This is a genomic window from Acinetobacter sp. 789_lipA (genome assembly GCF_058242845.1).
Genome location: NZ_JBZAYS010000001.1, coordinates 65,659 through 83,134 on the forward strand (window position 1 = coordinate 65,659; position 17,476 = coordinate 83,134).

Sequence of the window (17,476 nt, forward strand, 5' to 3'; positions counted from 1 at the left end):
CACTTTTACGCTTCATATTCTTTAATCGTTTATCTCATTATCTTTTTCAAACAATGCTATCGACTCAACGTGACCTGTGTGGGTAAACATGTCCATCACACCGGCTTTGACTAATCGATAACCCTGTTGTACCAACAGCCCCGCATCCCTTGCGAGTGTCGCTGGATTACACGACACGTAAACGATTCTTTTTGCACCAAAGTTAGGCATATAATGCATTATTTCCTCTGCGCCTGCACGTGGAGGATCTATCAATAATGCATCAAATCCTTGATTTGCCCAAGAATGATGCGAGAAATCTTTTGTTAAATCTTGTGAAAAGAACTTCAACTGGCCAAGAGCATTACGTTCCGCATTTTCTGCACCACGTTGAACCATTTCTTCACTGCCTTCAACACCAACCACTTGTCCTGTTTCACCCACGCATCGAGCCAAAGGCAAAGAGAAATTTCCTAGACCACAGAACAAATCGAGAACACGTTCTCCTTGTTTTAAATCTAGCAAGTCACATGCCAATTTCACCATTTGCGGGTTAATGGTTGAGTTTACTTGAGTAAAGTCGTGTGGGTTAAATCCAAATGCCACATCAAAATCATTTAAACGATAATGTAAACGCATCTCTGCATGTTCATCATCCATACGCTTTAGACTGTCTGGGCCTGCAGCTTGTAAATACAACTGCCACCCTCTGTCTAACGCAAATTGTTTTAATCGGTTGACATCCTCTGTGTTTAATTTTTCAGTATGTCGCACCGTGAGGGCGATGTCACAATCCCCCATGGCCAATTCTATATGACCAATAGCCGCTTTGGCTGTTAGACTTTGGAGTAACTGCTTTAAGCGTGTGATCGAACCAAACGCTTGATCTAACACCAAACAACGATCAATTGAAGTCAATTTATTGGTTTGACGCTCTCGAAAACCCACGACCAATTGGTCTTTGTGCGGCAAATAACGTACCCCAATGCGTGCTTTACGACGGTAGTCTTCACGTAAAGAGCGCAAAGGCGGCAACCATTGTTCAGGTTGAATCCCCGCAAAATGCTGCAAATGTGATTTAAGCACATCTTGCTTTAAGCGAATTTGTTCATCGGGATGAATATGCTGCATATTACAGCCACCACAGCTTTTAAAATGCGGGCACTTCGGCTCAACACGAAAAGTAGAGGCTTCACTGAGGAGTTGAACAGCATCGGCTTCCTCTAAACGCTTTACCGCATGGGTAATCTGCGCTTTAACCGTTTCACCCGGCAACGCATAGCTAATAAAGACTTTTTTACCCTGCTTGTCCGCAGGATGGTCTGGATGCGAACCATAGTGCGCTATGCCGCGTCCTTCATGCGAAAGTGACTCAACCTGAAAAATATAACTGGGCTGTTGAGTTGGACGAGGTTTGGCTCTATGTTTCATGTGTACCTAAAGATGGGAAGGAGAAAAATCGGCAGCGGTAAAAGCCGTCTGCTGTGAGGTCTCACGCCACACCGACAAAAAGTCTTGATGCTGCGGTTGAGCCTGTAAAAACTGGATGGTTTGATCGATAAAATGACGGTGGTCTTGAGCGAGCAATTGCCCTTTGAGCAAGAGCCAACGCAAATACACCAACCATGTATTTAGCACATCACCTTCACAATAACTGGTGAGTTTGAGCCATTCCTGAGCCCGAACATATTCAGGTACATGATAAGCCCCATCGCCTCGTTTACCGGGATACCCCAATAAATGAGCAACATCATCTAGCTTTTGGAAATGACGTCCATTAAACATTGCCATCACATCCATCAGATCGATGTGACGCTGATGATAACGGTTCTGATAGTTATTATAGCGCTTTTGTGTGTCAATTTCGCCCTGATCGAACAAAGCAGGTGCAGTTAAACCATGATACATAGCACGAAGCATGATTACAGGTAAGTCAAACTGAGCACCATTCCAGCTCACTAAAGTTGGTAAGCGCTTATCAAATATGGATAAAAACTTACTGAGGATTTCTGCTTCCGAATATTGCTCACGGTTAAAAGAAAAAAGTTTCATCTGGCCTTGGTCATCCAGCCATAAGCCTGAAATACACACAATTTCATGCAAAGCCAAACGCTGAAAATCCATGCCAGACTCTTGGCGACGCAATTTGGTCAGTGCCGCCTCCAAATCAGCCTCAGGCAAATCTAAACCATATAAATGCGCCCCCGATCTCAAATCTGTCATTGTTTCAATATCAAAGGTGAGAACAGGTAAACGCATAGCAGGACTCTCTTTTATTGTTTTATTCAGGATCGACCACAGAGAAAAGACCCGTCGATAAATAACGGTCACCACGGTCACAAATAATGCACGCAATGACAGCACCAGGGTTTTCTTCAGCAATTTTAATCGATGCCCACACCGCACCACCTGAAGAAGTTCCTGCGCTAATCCCTTCTTTTTGCGCCAATTTACGCATGGTTTTTTCCGCTTCAATTTGCGGAATATCAATAATTTGATCAATCCGACTGCGGTCAAAAATCGTTGGTAAATATTCTTCAGGCCAGCGGCGAATCCCTGCGATACTTGAACCATCCGATGGCTGTAAGCCAATAATTTGAATGTCGGGGTTCATCTCTTTGAGATATTTAGAGACCCCCATAATGGTACCTGTAGTGCCCATTGAACTTACAAAGTGAGTGATTTTGCCACCTGTTTGCTGCCAAAGTTCAGGCCCAGTCGTTAAATAATGTGCTTCAACATTATCAGGATTACCAAACTGGTTGAGTACATGCCCTTTGCCTTCTTCTTGCATTTGCAAAGCCAAATCACGTGCACCTTCCATGCCCTGTTCTTTGGTCACTTCAATCAGTTCCGCGCCATAAGCACGCATTGCATCTTTACGTTCTTGGCTCATGTTGTTGGGCATAATCAGTTTCATCTGATAGCCACGCATCGCAGCAACCATCGCCAGTGCAATGCCGGTATTTCCACTGGTCGCTTCAATCAAGGTATCGCCCGGCTGGATTTGCCCTCGCTTTTCCGCTTGCATAATCATATTATACGCGGGACGGTCTTTGACAGAACCTGCGGGGTTGTTGCCTTCTAACTTTGCCAATACTGTTGCTTGAGTGTGACTTGCCAGACGCTGTAAACGCACCAGTGGAGTTTTTCCAACATAGTGATCTAACAAAAATTCGTCTGCTTGAAAATCAGTGGATGTAGTACTCATTCTTTGCACCTTGATCGAGGTGCGCCTATTGTATGGAAAAATGCCAGTCCCTGCACCCATTTAGCGTGCTTTTTCGTGAAAGTGATTAAAGCACCATCGATTTTTTATAAAGCGTGCTACACTTCAAAGCATAGGGAATAAATCACTTGCACCATGTCAAATATCAATAAAAAGTTATTTAATCGTCTGCACTTAAACCATGCTTATGGACAGCTCATTGCACTTATTTTCGTGCCGATTATGATCTTGGCTTGTGTAGGTGCATTACTGGTTATTACCGAAACTTCAAATGCCGCCAAAGCCCAACAGCGACAAATGGCGATAGCGATTTTAACGCGCTATCAGCTAGATGCGGAAGCGGCGATCAATTTGGTGAATGCCTCCCCTTGGCAGTATGAAAATGCACGTTATTTGATGCAAAAGATGTTAGATGAAAAACATCTGATTCGTGCCGCAATTATTGATGAAAAAGGCAATAACAAACTCAGCATTGGCTACCAAGACCAAGCGCCGTGGCCTGCGCTGAAAAAAAATACTGATTTTTTTGGCCCAATGAATTTTAAAGGTAATACAGTATATGGTTTGCCCATCAACCAATTTACAGGCACGCCTGCGCAGTTGGTGGTTGAGTTAGATAACCAGCCCTTACAAATTGCCCGTTATCGCGTGTTGATTGTGTTGATTGCGACAGGTCTGTTGACACTATTACTACTTTTACTCTGTTTAAATTTCTACTCGCGTCGCTGGATTGCGCCGATGTATGAAATTCGCATGCAGCTGCAACGTTTAAATGCCGACACCCTCGATCAACACATGCTGATTAACAGCACCGGTGAATTACGCTTACTACAGCGCGATATTGCCAATGTGGTGAAACGCCTGCATTTTAGTTTTTTAGAATTGAAAGAACACACTGAGCAAACGGAAGACGATTTACGTCGAACCCTTGACACTTTAGAAGTGCAAAACATTACCTATCGTCAAGCGCGTGACCAAGCCATTTCAGCAAGTCAGTCCAAGTCTGTATTCTTGGCCAATATCAGCCATGAACTGCGCACGCCACTGAACAGTATTGATGGTTTTATTCACCTGTTACTGCGTCAAGACAACCTCAACAATGATCAAAACCTGTATTTACAAACCATCCGAAAATCATCTGCACACTTACTGGCACTGATTAATGATGTTTTAGATTTTTCAAAAATTGATGCAGGTAAAATAGAACTCGATACTGCAACTTTTGATTTAGAAGAAGCAATTTTTGATGTTATGGATATGCTGTCTCCTCTTGCTGCACAAAAGCATATCGATATGGCCTTTTACTATGCCGACAATGTGCCAAAGCATGTGGTTGGAGATGCCCTACGCTTCAAACAAATTTTAACCAACCTGATTTCCAATGCCATTAAGTTTACTCCTGATGGTGAGATCATCGTCCGCGCAAGAATGGAACAAGATGATATTGGACAGTGCCTATTGCACTTTAGTGTACAAGACAGCGGTATCGGACTCAGTGGAACCGACCGTAAAAAACTGTTTGAGTCTTTCTCGCAAGGTGATGCTTCGGTCACGCGTCAATTTGGCGGCACAGGTCTAGGCTTAGCGATTTCCAAACAGCTGGTGCATTTGATGCAGGGGCAAATTGGATTTGAGGACAACCAAGAACGCGCGCCCACCGAAAAAGGTTCCACCTTCTGGTTTACCGCCATGTTTATGGTCAATGAAGAAGATGAGTACGTTGAACATCCTCAATTTAGCGACATGCAAGTGGTCTCGTATTTGGCGCATCCTGCAACGGCCAATATTCTGCGTCATTATCTTGAAGACTATGCTGTGGAACACATCGAATCGAGTTCAATTTTAGACTTGTTCAGCCACCTCAACAGACTGCCTCAAGATGTGGAAAATACATGGTTAATTGTTGATCACAGTGGTGATACCGAAGCCTTATTAAAAGAAATTCGTCAGCGTTATAGCGGTAACCTTGCGGTTTATGGTTACCAGATGTCACTCGATTTGACCACGCTGAATGAATATCGCGCACGACCATTATACCAACCGCTCAGTCGGAGTGCTTTGATTCAATTGCTCAGCAATCAACCGCTATTTGAAGAAGACGAAATGGAGTCCTTCAATGGTCAAGGCTTACATATTTTAGCGGTGGATGACCATCTCCCTAACCTGATTGTCCTTGAAGCACTACTAGGCGAATTGAATGTCACGACAACAAAAGCTTTAAGCGGCCAACAAGCCTTAGAGATTTTACAAGAGAGCGCTGAACACGACAGCAAAGCTTTTGATTTGGTATTTATGGATATTCAAATGCCTGTCATGTCGGGTGTCGATACCACACGTGCCATTCGTGCGCTGGAGTCAACCATTGAAAACCATAAGCGTTTGCCCATCATTGCCCTCACCGCACATGCATTGGCCGATGAAAAACAAAAACTACTGCAAGTCGGCATGGATGACTATGTCACCAAACCGATTCAAATTGATCAGATTATCCAAATCCTGACCCATTGGACCACTGATCGTTTCAACAAAGGCTCACCCGTTGAAAAAGCCATCGTGATTGAAGCACTTGATCCGAAGGTACTCGACTGGCAGCAAAGCTTACAGTTAGCCGCCAACAAAGAAGACTTAGCAGTCGACTTACTGCGTATGTTAATGGATAGTTTTGATACTGAGCTGCATGAAATGAAGCAGTTGATTGAAATGGAAGATTTCCCACAATTGGAGCATGTGCTACACCGTCTGTATGGTGCAACACGCTATGTCGGTGTACCCAACTTACAAGAAGCAACAGGGACATTTGAACAGTTTGTTTCAACCTTACGTAAAGAACGTCGTAAAGCCGATGAACAATTTGTTCAAGAAACCATAAAGCGTTTCAATGAACTCAAAGTTGTGATTGAACAAGTACAACATGCGGCACAGCAAATTTTAATCAAACATATCCCATAAAACATTCAAAAGAGCATGGCACGAAAGACAAATTGCGACGTGACTCTTGGTGTCATTTATCCGCACGAGAGCTATGCTATGCTCCATGCGAGCAAAAAATAAGAGTTCTCATCATGGCTTTACTTCGCATTGAAAACAAAAACGGCATTGCCACTGTTTCACTTAACCGCCCAGACAAACGCAATGCGATGAGTTTCGACCTGTTGCGCGAGTTGGTTAAAACTGCTGAAAAAATTAAAAAAGACCGCAGCATTCGTTGTGTCATCCTCACTGGTGAAGCGCAAGTCTTTAGTGCAGGCATTGATCTTGCCGATTTGAACAATCCGAAGAATCGTGCCTATGCCGCGTGGGAACTGATCAAACCTGGACAAAGCCTCTTTCAAAAAGCCTTCCTAATTTGGCAAGAACTGCCTGTTCCTGTGATTGCCGCGATTGAAGGGTTTTGCTTTGGCGCTGGCATGCAATTGGCTTTAGCGGCGGATATTCGTGTGGCACATCCTGCAACCCAAATGTCGATTATGGAAAGCCGTTGGGGACTGGTTCCGGATATGGGACTGACGCGCTCTTTGAAAGGTCTAATCGGACTAGATCTTGCCAAAGAATTAACACTTACGGCACGTATTTTCGATGCAACTTATGCCAAAGAAATTGGCTTAGTCACACATCTTGATGAATCACCGCTTGCTAAAGCCCAAGCCATTGCAGAAGAAATGTTACAACGCTCACCAGATGCACTTATGGCCTCAAAATATGTGCTGGATGCCATGCAGCATGAGCCTAAAAAATCCTTACGTTTGGAAAAAATTTGGCAACTCAAATTACTGTTAGGTAAAAACAGCCAAATCGCACGTAAAAAAGATAAACAACCCGACGTGCAGTATCTACCACGCCAATACAAATAAGAGTATTTAAGCACTGACAATCAAAGAGGGTCCCATGAGTTTCGATCGACACACTAAAATTGCATTTCTCGGCATGGGACTCATGGGCAGCCGTATGGCCACCCGCTTACTTCAAGCAGGTCTTGAGGTCGCTGTATGGAACCGCACCAGTAGTGCCTGCGATGCACTCATTGATTTGGGAGCGACAGACTTAGCGCTACAAAATATTGCCGAATATCCAGTAGTTCTGACCTGTTTAGCGGACGACAAAGCCGCACTCAGCGTTTATGAACAAATCGAACCGTTTTTGACGGCGAAGCAAGTGATCATCGACTTTTCCAGTCTTTCAGTGGAACAAACCCTGAGTCTTGCAGCACGTGCCGAACAAAAACAGGTGCAATGGATCGACTCACCTGTTTCAGGGGGAACTATTGGTGCGGAACAAGGTACGCTGGTCATCTTTGCTGGTGGCGATACACAGACGATTCAAGACTTGTCTTTGATTTATAATATCTTGTCTCAACGTGTCACCTGTATGGGTAACACTGGAACAGGACAAGCCACCAAAATTTGTAATCAACTGATTGTGGCAGCCAATAGCACTCTGATTGCAGAAGCAGTTGCTTTAGCAGCCAAAGCTGGCGTGGACACTCGCTTACTTGCACCTGCGCTTGCAGGCGGTTTTGCCGATTCGAAACCCTTTCAAATTTTAAGTCCACGTATGGCGACTCACCTGTTTGAGCCCGTACAGTGGAAAGTTCAAACCCTGTCCAAAGACTTGAACAATGCTGTGCAACTTGCTGCGCAGCACCAACTCGACATTCCTGTTGCAGCGCGAGCACTTCAGCAATTGCAAGCACACCAACAACAAGGCTATGCTGAAGCTGATCTTGCCTCAGTCATATTACAAGTAGAACAAAAAGCCAAATAAAATCAGGAGAAAATCATGACCAAACTTGCTGTAAATTTATCCATGATTTTTACCGAAGTGCCGCTGCTTGAGCGTTTTGCTTTGGCTCAAACCGCAGGCTTTAAACATGTGGAAATCCAATTTCCCTACGAACTCAGCATTGAACAAATTCAAACTCAGCTTACGCTTCATGACTTAAGCCTCTGCCTCATTAACGTTCCTGCGGGCGACTTAATGACTGGTGGAAATGGGCTCACAGGTGTCCCCGGCAAAGAGTTAGAGTTTCATCGCGCTCTTCAGTTAGCAGTACAATATGCCAGCGCACTCAAAGTGCCAAGTGTGAATATCCTTGCGGGTAAACAACCCCTAGATGCCGACCTACTGCCCTGTTTAAATACCTTGTCCAAAAACCTGAAACTGGCCTGCCACATGTTCAGTGAACATGACATTCAACCTGTCTTTGAAATGATCAACGGCACAGATATGCCACGCTTCTTAGTACAAAATATTGCCCAAGCACAGGAAATGCTAGAAGCAGTACAACACCCTGCGCTTAAAATGCAATACGACTGCTATCACATGGCCATGATGGGTGAAGATGTGTTGCAAGGGCTACAAGAAAATATTCAAGATATTGGTCATATCCAATTTGCAGACTGTCCGGGACGGCATGAACCAGATACTGCACAAATTATGTATGCAAATATTTTTGAATGGCTACAACACAGCAGTTATGACGGTTTTATTGCGGCGGAATATCGACCAAAAACTGTTTCAACTCAGTCCTTTGCATGGAAGGCAAAATACTTTGCTGCACATCCTCAAAGTTGAACCATTGCGGATTTGAAATTTTCGCCTAAAAACGCTATATTATAAGATGAGTTATTGTCCGGAAAAATTCCCTTTATGAATTTAGAACCATCGCCCAGCGCTTCTAATTCTCACGATTTCGCAATGAATACCCAAGCTGCCGACGTACAAGCTTGCTTAAAAGTTGTACATGAAGCCCTTGAAGATGTAAAAGCAAAAGATATTTTAGCGATTGATGTCAGCCTAATCAGCAACGTCGCTGATGCAATTGTGATTGCAAGCGGTACATCAACGCGTCACATCAAAGCACTTGCTGATAACGTTGCTGAAGAAGCACGTAAAGCAGGCTTCCGCCCTCTCGGTGTCGAAGGCGAACGTGATGCAGAATGGATCTTGATTGATCTTGGCTTTGTTGTTGTGCACGTGATGTTGCCAACAGCACGTCGTTTCTACGACTTAGAAAGCCTTTGGCGTGCAGCCCCAGAAGAAACTGTAGCCTAATATGAAAAGAGCGACCTGAAGGTCGCTTTTTTTATGTCTAATTTTCTTTAAATTAAGCGATGCATATCGACCATTGGGTAACGCTCTTTCACTTGGCGCTTCACATGGGCATAGAGTTGATCTGCTTTTGCTGGACCATAAAATTCACAATAATTTTCATAACAGACTGTCAAGACCTGCGCATATTGAGTCATGGGCAAAGCTTCGAGTACTGCTCGATCATTCAAGGCCTGATACTTATCGACCACAATGGATAAAGCGCCTAGCTGCGTTTTCACCTCACGCTCAAACTCCTGCACATCAACGGCTTTGACTGCTTGACAGATATTTTGCATAAAAAACGTCAATGCATCGAGTAACACTGCTCCCCCTTGTTCACTTTTCGATGCTTTTGCAGATGGGTTCAACAACACTTGTTTTTCAACTTGGGCCATCTCTGCCAAGACATTTTTGAGCATGTCTTTTCGGAAGTAACGTAATTCCTCTGTGGTGCAAATTTCACTCAAAAAACGATTCAGGACAAAGGAGGGTTGATCACCATATTTCGCTTCCCAGTGATTCAATACTTGCTCTAAAAGTGTTCCTTGTAAGTACTGACTCAATCCACGTTCGATCGCTTGGCGTTTTTGTAAAATAGTTAATGTTTCGGTCGACATGAGCTATCCTCTTTCATTAATGACGTTTGGTCATATCATCAGTTTCAAACGTCACATCACGCTGAAACTCGGGATAAGACAGTTCTGCATGTTCGGTATAGTCCAAGCCACGTTGTTCATGTTGTTTACTCACCCGCAAACCACCAAGCACGACGTCTAAAACTTTAAAGACGATCAACGCCACACCAAAACCCCAAGCAAAGGCTGTTAAAATACCCAAGCCTTGTACCGCAATGATCCCCGCATTAAACATTTGGTTTTCAAAAAACAACCCCGCAGCCAATGTGCCCCATGCTCCACAAAAACCATGCACAGTCACCGCATCGACTACATCATCCAAGCGAAGTTTTTCCATCACCACTGGTAAAATACTGACCAGCACACCTGCAACCGCACCACTGATGATGGCATACACTGGACTCATGGTTGCACAGCCCGCCGTAATTGTAACAAGTCCGCCTAGTGAGGCATTAATGGTGCCGCGCATTAAAATTGCTTTACCACGTATTAGGGTATAAACCATATAGGCAACCGCCGAAGCACACGCCGCCAAATGTGTATTCAAGGCAATCCGCCCAATACTCACATCTGCCTTCACAGTAGAGGCCGCATTAAAACCAAACCATGCTAGCCATAGAACAAAACCGCCTAGGGCCACTAACGGTAAATTATGTCCTGCCAAATAATGGACCTGTCCATTGCGCCCAAACCGCCCTAAACGAGGCCCCAACACAATAATTCCCGCTAAAGCCACCCATCCACCAATCGAATGCACCACTGTTGAACCAGCAAAGTCGATAAAGCCCATAGCTTTTAGCCAACCTTCGCCATCAAATAAGCTCCCCCAAGCCCATGCACCAAAAATCGGGTAGATCAAGCCACTGACCACCGCAGCACTCACGATATACGCCACAAAGTGAATCCGCTCAGCCATCGCCCCACTGGCAATCGTCGTGGCGGTGGCAGCAAACATCATTTGAAAGAACAAGAGGTTCCAGTGCCAGTCATCCATGGCATTGGGTGCAAAATGCGAGGTCCCTATCCAACCACTCGAATTGACACCAAACATCAAACCAAAGCCAATCAACCAAAAGACCAGGCCCCCTAAACACGCATCCATATAGTTTTTCATGAGTACATTAATGGTGTTTTTAGAGCGCACCGAACCACTTTCAATCAGGGCAAAACCTGCTTGCATGAAAAACACCAAAATGCCACCCAGCACCACCCAGACACTGTCAAGCGAGAGGCGAATTTCTTGAATATTTTGAGTCTGTGTTGGCAGGGACTCTGCGGCAAAACTGGGTAAGGCAATACAGCACACAAAGAAGAGTAAGTATTTTATTTTTTTCATGAATAATCCCCCAAAGATTATTCATCTCAACTGCAAAATCAATGCCAGTGTTCCAACACCTTACAGATATTTAATCATGATCCATGCCCACCAATATAAATGGACAATTCAAACAAGGTGAAAAAGCGATACACCATACAAGAGGTCAAAATGAATTTATAAGCGGATTGATAAAACATAGCTTTTAGTTTTTATAGTACTCATCCACAGCATAATAGTGGACCTTCTCTATCCAACGACCAAGATTCAGCGTTCGCTCTGTCACTTTAACCTTTCCCGCTTGAACTGTTGCATCTTCAATAAATTCTCTGACTAAACTCAAGCCATGTTTAGGAATCACGATATATTCCGAACGGATGTGATAACAACACCCACTTTTATTGAAGGTTAAGATTCTTTTCTGTTTTGGATCGACCTCAAACATGCCCAAATTTTCATGGGTTAAGGCCGACAACTCCTCACTCAAAACAAATTTATTCTTGGTTCGATGAAAGACATAAACATCGTAGGTTGGTCCACCATAGGCACCATAGTTACCATTACGGATGGCTACATCCTCACTCCCGTCAAAGTTAAAGTCAGCAAAAATTAATGCGCTTTGCTCACCATAAAGCTGCACCACATTGACAGACGGTTTGTAAGTTTCGTCCAAATCTATCGTCAATTCAGCCGAGGAAAAATGCTGAAAGTGCTGTGTTGTCCCTTTTAGGTAAAGATCAATATTGGCTTGTCCATCACAGCTACTGTCCGTGCAGTTCGTCGTCATTTTTACATCATAGCGTTTCGATGCATTTTTTATTTCGAAGACCTGAGCCTGAGTAGCTTGACTCAAAACGCACCCACCAAAGATCAGCAGCACCTGAAACCAGATCTGATTTATGTTCATATTGTTTTCTTATTGAAAAGTTAAACATCATCTTAGCAAAAGCTGCAAACATAAAAAAACCACCCGAAGGTGGTCTTTATACACTCTAGGAGGAGGATTAGTGTCCACCACCATTGATTGCTTTGGTCATATCTTCAACCACTTTCTTCGCATCACCGAAGATCATCATGGTTTTTTCGTTATAGAACAAATCGTTGTCTAGACCTGCATAACCTGTCGCCATAGAACGTTTGATGACCATAATGGTACGTGCTTTATGTGCTTCAAGAATTGGCATGCCATAGATTGGAGATGTTGGGTCGTCTTTCGCCGCAGGGTTCACCACGTCGTTCGCACCAATCACAAGCACCACATCTGTTGCAGGGAAGTCTGAGTTAATCTCATCCATCTCTAAGATGTCTTCATAAGCCACGTCTGCTTCAGCCAAAAGTACGTTCATGTGACCCGGCATACGACCTGCAACTGGGTGAATGGCAAAGCGCACTTTTACACCTTGTTCTTTCAAGATTTCACACAGTTCTTTCACAGCATTTTGTGCACGACCTTGCGCCATACCATAACCTGGTACGATCACAACGCTGTCTGCATTTGACATCAAGAAGCCTGCGTCATCTGCTGAACCAGAACGATGGTTACGCTGTGCTTGTTCGCCTTTGTCCGCAGAAGCTACCGCTGTACCGCCCATTGCACCACCAAACAAAACGTTGATGATTGAACGGTTCATGGCTTTACACATGATGTAAGACAGAATCGCACCTGAAGAACCCACCAGTGAACCCGCAACGATTAACATATTGTTTTCAAGTGTGAAACCAATACCTGCTGCTGCCCAACCAGAGAAGGAGTTCAATAGCGATACCACCACTGGCATATCACCGCCGCCGACTGGTGCAATCCACACCCAACCAAATGCAAGTGCAAGTGCAGTCATAGCCCAGAATGCATTCATGTTGCCTGTTGTGAAGAAGTACACACCACATGCCAACATTGCAAGGAAAATCAGTGCTTGTACAGGTTTAACCCATGCACCAGAAATGGTTTTTGCCCATTTTTTCGCAGCCAACTTACCATAAGCAAATACAGACGCTGTAAAGGTAATCGCTCCGACGAAACAGCCCACGAACAATTCAAATAAATGAACCTTGCTCATGTGTGCATGTTGCACACCCGCAGCAGTTAATGCAGTTTCATTTTGTGCAAATAAAGCAGTCAGTTGGTTGTTATGTAGAATTGCAGCTATTGCAATTAATACCGCAGCCAAGCCCACCAATGAGTGCATTAAAGCAACAGTTTCAGGCATCTGCGTCATAGGTACAGTACGCGCACGAGCAATACCCACAATCGCACCTAGCACCATCGCACCACCAATCATCCAAATCACAGGATGATCAGCCACGAAGAAAGTAGTCACGACAGCAATCGCCATTGCGATCATGCCATAACGGTTACCTTGAATTGCCGTCTTCGGGCCAGACAAACCACGTAAAGTTAAGATAAAGAGGACAGCACCAATCAGGTAGAACCAATCCGCATAGTCTCGAATGAATTCCATATATTAGCCCTCTTTTTTCTTTTGCTTTGGCTTGAACATTTCAAGCATACGCGCTGTTACTGCGAAGCCACCGAAAATATTGATACTTGCTAAGAACACAGCAATCGCACCTAAGATGCTCACCACATTCACACTTTGGAATGCAACATTCGCATCAACACCAATTGCAGGAATCCCCACCGTTTGAATCATTGCACCGACCACGATGATCGATGACAACGCATTGGTTACTGCCATAAGCGGTGTATGTAGTGCAGGCGTAACGCCCCACACAACGTAGTAGCCTACAAAGATGGCAAGGACGAAAATTGTAATTGTTTCAACCATGATCTATCTCCTTAACCACGCTTCAGCAGTACTTGACCGCCATGAGTTACTAGAAGGGCTTTTTGAATTTCTTCTTCAGGATTGATAGCAAAATTTTTCTCTGCATCAAATAAAGTATCTAAAAAGTTCAAGACATTTCGTGCATACAAAGCAGAAGCTTCAGTTGAAACCGTAGACGGAATGTTTGGAATCCCTAGAATGGTCACACCGTTGTCAGTCACAACATTTTCACCATTCTTAGAACCTTCAACGTTACCGCCTGTTTCAACCGCCATATCAAGGATGATTGAACCTGGTTTCATTTTGGCAACCGTTTCCGCCTTAATCAGACGTGGCGCATTACGACCTGGTAAAAGTGCAGTGGTAATCACGATGTCAGCATTCGATACAGCTTTGTCCACAATAATGGCTTGATCGCGGATATAGTCTTCACCTGGCATCCAGCCATAACCATTTTTCGCAGCATCGGCTGCTTTTTGCTGCTCTTCTGCTGACATAGGTACGTCTAACCATTTGCCACCCAAAGATTCCACCTGATCTTTCGCCGTCGGACGTAAATCCGTTGCTTCAACCACAGCACCCAAACGTTTTGCTGTCGCAATCGCTTGTAGACCTGCAACACCAACCCCCATGATCACGACACGTGCAGGTTTTACAGTACCCGCAGCCGTCATCAACATTGGGAACATGCGCTGGTACTCTGCCGCAGCAAGAAGCACAGACTTGTAACCGGACAAGTTAGCTTGTGAAGATAATACGTCCATGTTCTGCGCACGAGATAAAGTTCGTGGCAGTAGCTCCAAAGCAAATGCAGACACGTGTTGTGATGCAAATTGATCAAGCTCCGTATTACGGTACGGGTCAAACATGGCAATAACCGATGTATTTGGCGCAAGCTTTTGAATTTCAGCACCCTGAGGGGCACGTACTTTCAAAATCATTTGGCTACCGGTATAGGCATCATCTGTCAGCGTAGCACCGACTTGCTCATAAGCACTGTCGATATAAGCAGCTTTCACACCTGCTCTACGTTCAATCACTACACTATGACCAGCACTGATCAACTTTTTTACCGTTTCTGGCGTTGCGGCTACACGATTTTCACCGACGACAGTTTCGGCTGGAATTCCGATCTGCATGAGCGTCCCTCAAGCTAGTTTTTCTTAAAGTAAACATCACCGATTAGGCAATATTTTCTCACAGGATGTTCTTATGAATTTTTGGATTCTAATGAAACTTTTTTAAAATAACACCCACTATTTATTTAATAAATACCCATATACTGAACTGGTGATTCATAAAAAATATTGGGTGATATCTCGTTTATTTACTTTGAATCCGCTTAAAAATTGATTTATTTCTATTCAAATTCTGAGCTACAGATCTTTTTACACTAAAATCTGCACTTTTTTTGCACAAAACCAAGTCCTTTAATTCCGCAGTATTGATCTTTTTGACCAATCCAAGAATATGAACCACCACGTTCACATTAACCCGAACCTGTCATTCATCGAGCTTTGCCATCTGCCGTCGCGCAAACTTTGCAGGCATTGACTTGAATGACAGTTTTGCCCCATTTGCAAAAGCTTAGAATTGGCCTGTTCCTATGTTTCATCGATCAAAAATGCCAATGCTCAAAATTTAGTCCAACTGAAACGTATATTTGAAGTGGATCATATAAAAATACGAGGAAGGATTAATCACGTTTAAATAGATCTAAAACGCGGAACGACCAACAAAAATGTTTTTTTCATATTTTATGGGATGATAATGGCGTGCATTGACGCACTAGCCTTAAGCAAAAATGCACCATAATTAAGCAAAAACACTTTAAATAGATGAATATTTCAACAATCAGCCCCAAATGCTTGGTATGCTTTATGAGTGAAAATGATCGAATGCAACAATTTCATACAAAATAGACGGGTGCGTTCAGAATTTTTTAAAGATTTTTATCATTTTTTGACAGGAAATTCGAAATATCATTATTTTTTGATTGTATTAGACGAAAATACTCTCCTGAGAACAGGTCATGCTATTTTCTATGTCTTCATCTTCGACTCATTTTTTATGCAGTCTTTTCTCGCCTGTTTTAGGCTTTTGACCCAGCTTCGTATACAATTTCTGAAACGATGCATCTATTTAGCTCAAACATGATGTAAACGTCTTTCTGAAAAAAATACTCCCTCATCAAAGGCTCATTATGAATACCTCTTTCGACATCAGTCGAGACAAATCTCTGCTCTGGCTGATGGCAATTGTCTGTGGCTTATGTGCAGGGGCAAACTATTATTGCCAGCCTTTGATTTCCTCTATTCAGCAAAGCTTTCAAGCGCCAGAAGAACAAGTGGCTTTGACCGTGACCTTTGCGCAAGTCTCCTATGCTTTGGGTTTACTGTTCATTGTGCCCTTAGGCGACATGCTGAACAAAGCCAAACTGATTCCATTCCTGATGTTTGGCGCATCTGCTGGACTGTTTATCTGTGCGACATCTACCAACTTATCGATGCTCTGGCTAGGCACCATTATTACAGGACTCTTTTCTGTCGCAGCACAAGTACTGATTCCTCTGGCCACGATGGCAGTCAAACCTGAAAAAACGGGAGAAGTGGTCGGTTTCCTCATGAGTGGCTTATTGGTCGGGATTTTACTGTCGACCAGTGTGGCTGGATTACTCTCAGACTTATGGCACTGGAAAATGATTTATGTGCTGAGTGGCATCGCCATGTTTGCTTTGGCCCTTCTGATGAAAGGAAAACTACCCCAACTACCAAAACTTAAAATCACCTATTTCGACATTTTTAAGTCCATGGGGAGTCTGCTGCAACAAGAGCCTCGTTTGGTGTTTCGCTCAATCACGGGTGGATTTGCTTTTGCTGCCATGAGTATGCTGTTTTCAACCATTGCCCTACTTTTAACCTCTGAGCCATTTCAACTTTCGGATGTTTTAGTCGGCGTGGTAACTTTGGTCGGCGTATTTGGCGCACTCTCCACTCAGTGGATTGGTAAATGGGCCGATCGCGGTTATACCCTGCTTTTGACTTGGGTCGGCTGCGGGACGTTAGCCCTCAGTTGGGTGTTCCTATATTTAGGCGGGAGCTCACTCATCAGCTACATCATCGGTTATGCACTGATTAACTTAGGGCTTGCAACTACACATAGTTGTAACCAAAACGTGATTTTCCGTTTACGCCCCGATGCGAAGTCTCGGGTGAACTCCATCTATATGACATTATATTTTATTGGTGGCGCGTGTGGCTCGGCACTGGGTGTCTATGCATGGCATCACGGCGGCTGGAGCAGTACATGTTTAGTCGGTATTACACTGGTGATGATGGCGGGTGTCTTTGCTCTGCTGGATACCCTGTATAACAAAAAACAGGGTATTGCTTAACCCTTAAAAAGACAGTTGACTGAGTCAATTGTCTTTTGGTTTGGGCAC

Annotated in this window: 15 protein-coding genes; 6 read left to right on the plus strand and 9 right to left on the minus strand. The window is 43.9% G+C overall.

Annotated elements, in window-relative coordinates; all coding sequences use genetic code 11:
- Window positions 1-21: 21 nt before the first annotated feature.
- The 3 genes from rlmD to cysM are packed head-to-tail and all read right to left on the minus strand — an operon-like array spanning window position 22 to window position 3,190.
- Complete coding sequence (gene rlmD, locus AC4CUZ_RS00335; protein ID WP_005400761.1) at window positions 22-1,410, minus strand: 23S rRNA (uracil(1939)-C(5))-methyltransferase RlmD; 1,389 nt, start codon at window positions 1,408-1,410, stop codon at window positions 22-24.
- Between the two features lie 6 nt (window positions 1,411-1,416).
- Window positions 1,417-2,238, minus strand: a complete 822-nt coding sequence (locus AC4CUZ_RS00340; protein WP_005400762.1) for a 3'-5' exonuclease — start codon at window positions 2,236-2,238, stop codon at window positions 1,417-1,419.
- A 22-nt stretch (window positions 2,239-2,260) separates the two neighbouring features.
- Window positions 2,261-3,190, minus strand: a complete 930-nt coding sequence (gene cysM, locus AC4CUZ_RS00345) for a cysteine synthase CysM (RefSeq protein ID WP_005400763.1) — start codon at window positions 3,188-3,190, stop codon at window positions 2,261-2,263.
- Between the two features lie 153 nt (window positions 3,191-3,343).
- On the opposite strand from cysM, the gene AC4CUZ_RS00350 reads away from it, so the two are divergent.
- The 5 genes from AC4CUZ_RS00350 to rsfS all read left to right on the plus strand — a co-directional run bounded on the left by AC4CUZ_RS00350 (window position 3,344) and on the right by rsfS (window position 9,259).
- On the plus strand, window positions 3,344-6,157 hold the full coding sequence (locus AC4CUZ_RS00350; RefSeq protein WP_490747127.1) for a GacS-like sensor histidine kinase: 2,814 nt from the start codon (window positions 3,344-3,346) through the stop codon (window positions 6,155-6,157).
- Between the two features lie 113 nt (window positions 6,158-6,270).
- Window positions 6,271-7,059, plus strand: a complete 789-nt coding sequence (locus tag AC4CUZ_RS00355) for a crotonase/enoyl-CoA hydratase family protein (protein ID WP_005400765.1) — start codon at window positions 6,271-6,273, stop codon at window positions 7,057-7,059.
- Between the two features lie 34 nt (window positions 7,060-7,093).
- The gene (locus AC4CUZ_RS00360) at window positions 7,094-7,969 is read left to right on the plus strand and encodes an NAD(P)-dependent oxidoreductase (RefSeq protein ID WP_005400766.1); all 876 of its coding nucleotides are present in this window, start codon (window positions 7,094-7,096) and stop codon (window positions 7,967-7,969) included.
- Between the two features lie 15 nt (window positions 7,970-7,984).
- Window positions 7,985-8,779 carry a hydroxypyruvate isomerase family protein gene (locus AC4CUZ_RS00365; protein ID WP_005400767.1) on the plus strand — a complete coding sequence of 265 codons (795 nt, stop codon included), beginning with the start codon at window positions 7,985-7,987 and terminating at the stop codon, window positions 8,777-8,779.
- Window positions 8,780-8,854: 75 nt separating this feature from the next.
- On the plus strand, window positions 8,855-9,259 hold the full coding sequence (rsfS, locus tag AC4CUZ_RS00370; RefSeq protein ID WP_004692321.1) for a ribosome silencing factor: 405 nt from the start codon (window positions 8,855-8,857) through the stop codon (window positions 9,257-9,259).
- 47 nt (window positions 9,260-9,306) lie between these two features.
- Here rsfS and AC4CUZ_RS00375 read toward each other — a convergent pair whose 3' ends face one another.
- The 6 genes from AC4CUZ_RS00375 to AC4CUZ_RS00400 all read right to left on the minus strand — a co-directional run bounded on the left by AC4CUZ_RS00375 (window position 9,307) and on the right by AC4CUZ_RS00400 (window position 15,173).
- Window positions 9,307-9,915: a hypothetical protein gene (locus tag AC4CUZ_RS00375; protein WP_005400768.1), complete on the minus strand. Its 609-nt coding sequence runs from the start codon at window positions 9,913-9,915 to the stop codon at window positions 9,307-9,309.
- Window positions 9,916-9,931: 16 nt separating this feature from the next.
- A complete protein-coding gene (locus AC4CUZ_RS00380; protein WP_490747128.1) occupies window positions 9,932-11,269 on the minus strand; it encodes an ammonium transporter in 1,338 nt (445 codons plus the stop codon).
- Between the two features lie 184 nt (window positions 11,270-11,453).
- A complete protein-coding gene (locus AC4CUZ_RS00385; protein WP_490747129.1) occupies window positions 11,454-12,155 on the minus strand; it encodes an XAC2610-related protein in 702 nt (233 codons plus the stop codon).
- Between the two features lie 97 nt (window positions 12,156-12,252).
- Window positions 12,253-13,707 (minus strand): NAD(P)(+) transhydrogenase (Re/Si-specific) subunit beta, encoded by a 1,455-nt coding sequence (locus AC4CUZ_RS00390; RefSeq protein ID WP_114836402.1) that lies wholly within the window; start codon window positions 13,705-13,707, stop codon window positions 12,253-12,255.
- Window positions 13,708-13,710: 3 nt separating this feature from the next.
- Window positions 13,711-14,034, minus strand: coding sequence for a proton-translocating transhydrogenase family protein (locus tag AC4CUZ_RS00395; protein WP_004692331.1), 324 nt, complete (start codon window positions 14,032-14,034; stop codon window positions 13,711-13,713).
- A gap of 11 nt (window positions 14,035-14,045) precedes the next feature.
- Window positions 14,046-15,173, minus strand: coding sequence for an NAD(P) transhydrogenase subunit alpha (locus AC4CUZ_RS00400; protein ID WP_005400772.1), 1,128 nt, complete (start codon window positions 15,171-15,173; stop codon window positions 14,046-14,048).
- Between the two features lie 1,064 nt (window positions 15,174-16,237).
- Between AC4CUZ_RS00400 and AC4CUZ_RS00405 the strand changes: the two genes are divergently transcribed.
- Window positions 16,238-17,428, plus strand: a complete 1,191-nt coding sequence (locus tag AC4CUZ_RS00405; RefSeq protein ID WP_005400773.1) for an MFS transporter — start codon at window positions 16,238-16,240, stop codon at window positions 17,426-17,428.
- Window positions 17,429-17,476 lie beyond the last annotated feature (48 nt).

What these genes read in the sequence shown, in the direction of transcription:
- cysM (WP_005400763.1), bottom strand. Translation starts at nt 3,190, where the DNA reads ATGAGTACTACATCCACTGATTTTCAAGCAGACGAATTTTTGTTAGAT.
- AC4CUZ_RS00395 (WP_004692331.1), bottom strand. Translation starts at nt 14,034, where the DNA reads ATGGTTGAAACAATTACAATTTTCGTCCTTGCCATCTTTGTAGGCTAC.
- AC4CUZ_RS00380 (WP_490747128.1), bottom strand. Translation starts at nt 11,269, where the DNA reads ATGAAAAAAATAAAATACTTACTCTTCTTTGTGTGCTGTATTGCCTTA.
- AC4CUZ_RS00385 (WP_490747129.1), bottom strand. Translation starts at nt 12,155, where the DNA reads ATGAACATAAATCAGATCTGGTTTCAGGTGCTGCTGATCTTTGGTGGG.
- AC4CUZ_RS00340 (WP_005400762.1), bottom strand. Translation starts at nt 2,238, where the DNA reads ATGCGTTTACCTGTTCTCACCTTTGATATTGAAACAATGACAGATTTG.
- AC4CUZ_RS00365 (WP_005400767.1), top strand. Translation starts at nt 7,985, where the DNA reads ATGACCAAACTTGCTGTAAATTTATCCATGATTTTTACCGAAGTGCCG.
- AC4CUZ_RS00405 (WP_005400773.1), top strand. Translation starts at nt 16,238, where the DNA reads ATGAATACCTCTTTCGACATCAGTCGAGACAAATCTCTGCTCTGGCTG.
- rlmD (WP_005400761.1), bottom strand. Translation starts at nt 1,410, where the DNA reads ATGAAACATAGAGCCAAACCTCGTCCAACTCAACAGCCCAGTTATATT.
- AC4CUZ_RS00390 (WP_114836402.1), bottom strand. Translation starts at nt 13,707, where the DNA reads ATGGAATTCATTCGAGACTATGCGGATTGGTTCTACCTGATTGGTGCT.
- AC4CUZ_RS00375 (WP_005400768.1), bottom strand. Translation starts at nt 9,915, where the DNA reads ATGTCGACCGAAACATTAACTATTTTACAAAAACGCCAAGCGATCGAA.
- rsfS (WP_004692321.1), top strand. Translation starts at nt 8,855, where the DNA reads ATGAATTTAGAACCATCGCCCAGCGCTTCTAATTCTCACGATTTCGCA.
- AC4CUZ_RS00350 (WP_490747127.1), top strand. Translation starts at nt 3,344, where the DNA reads ATGTCAAATATCAATAAAAAGTTATTTAATCGTCTGCACTTAAACCAT.
- AC4CUZ_RS00360 (WP_005400766.1), top strand. Translation starts at nt 7,094, where the DNA reads ATGAGTTTCGATCGACACACTAAAATTGCATTTCTCGGCATGGGACTC.
- AC4CUZ_RS00355 (WP_005400765.1), top strand. Translation starts at nt 6,271, where the DNA reads ATGGCTTTACTTCGCATTGAAAACAAAAACGGCATTGCCACTGTTTCA.
- AC4CUZ_RS00400 (WP_005400772.1), bottom strand. Translation starts at nt 15,173, where the DNA reads ATGCAGATCGGAATTCCAGCCGAAACTGTCGTCGGTGAAAATCGTGTA.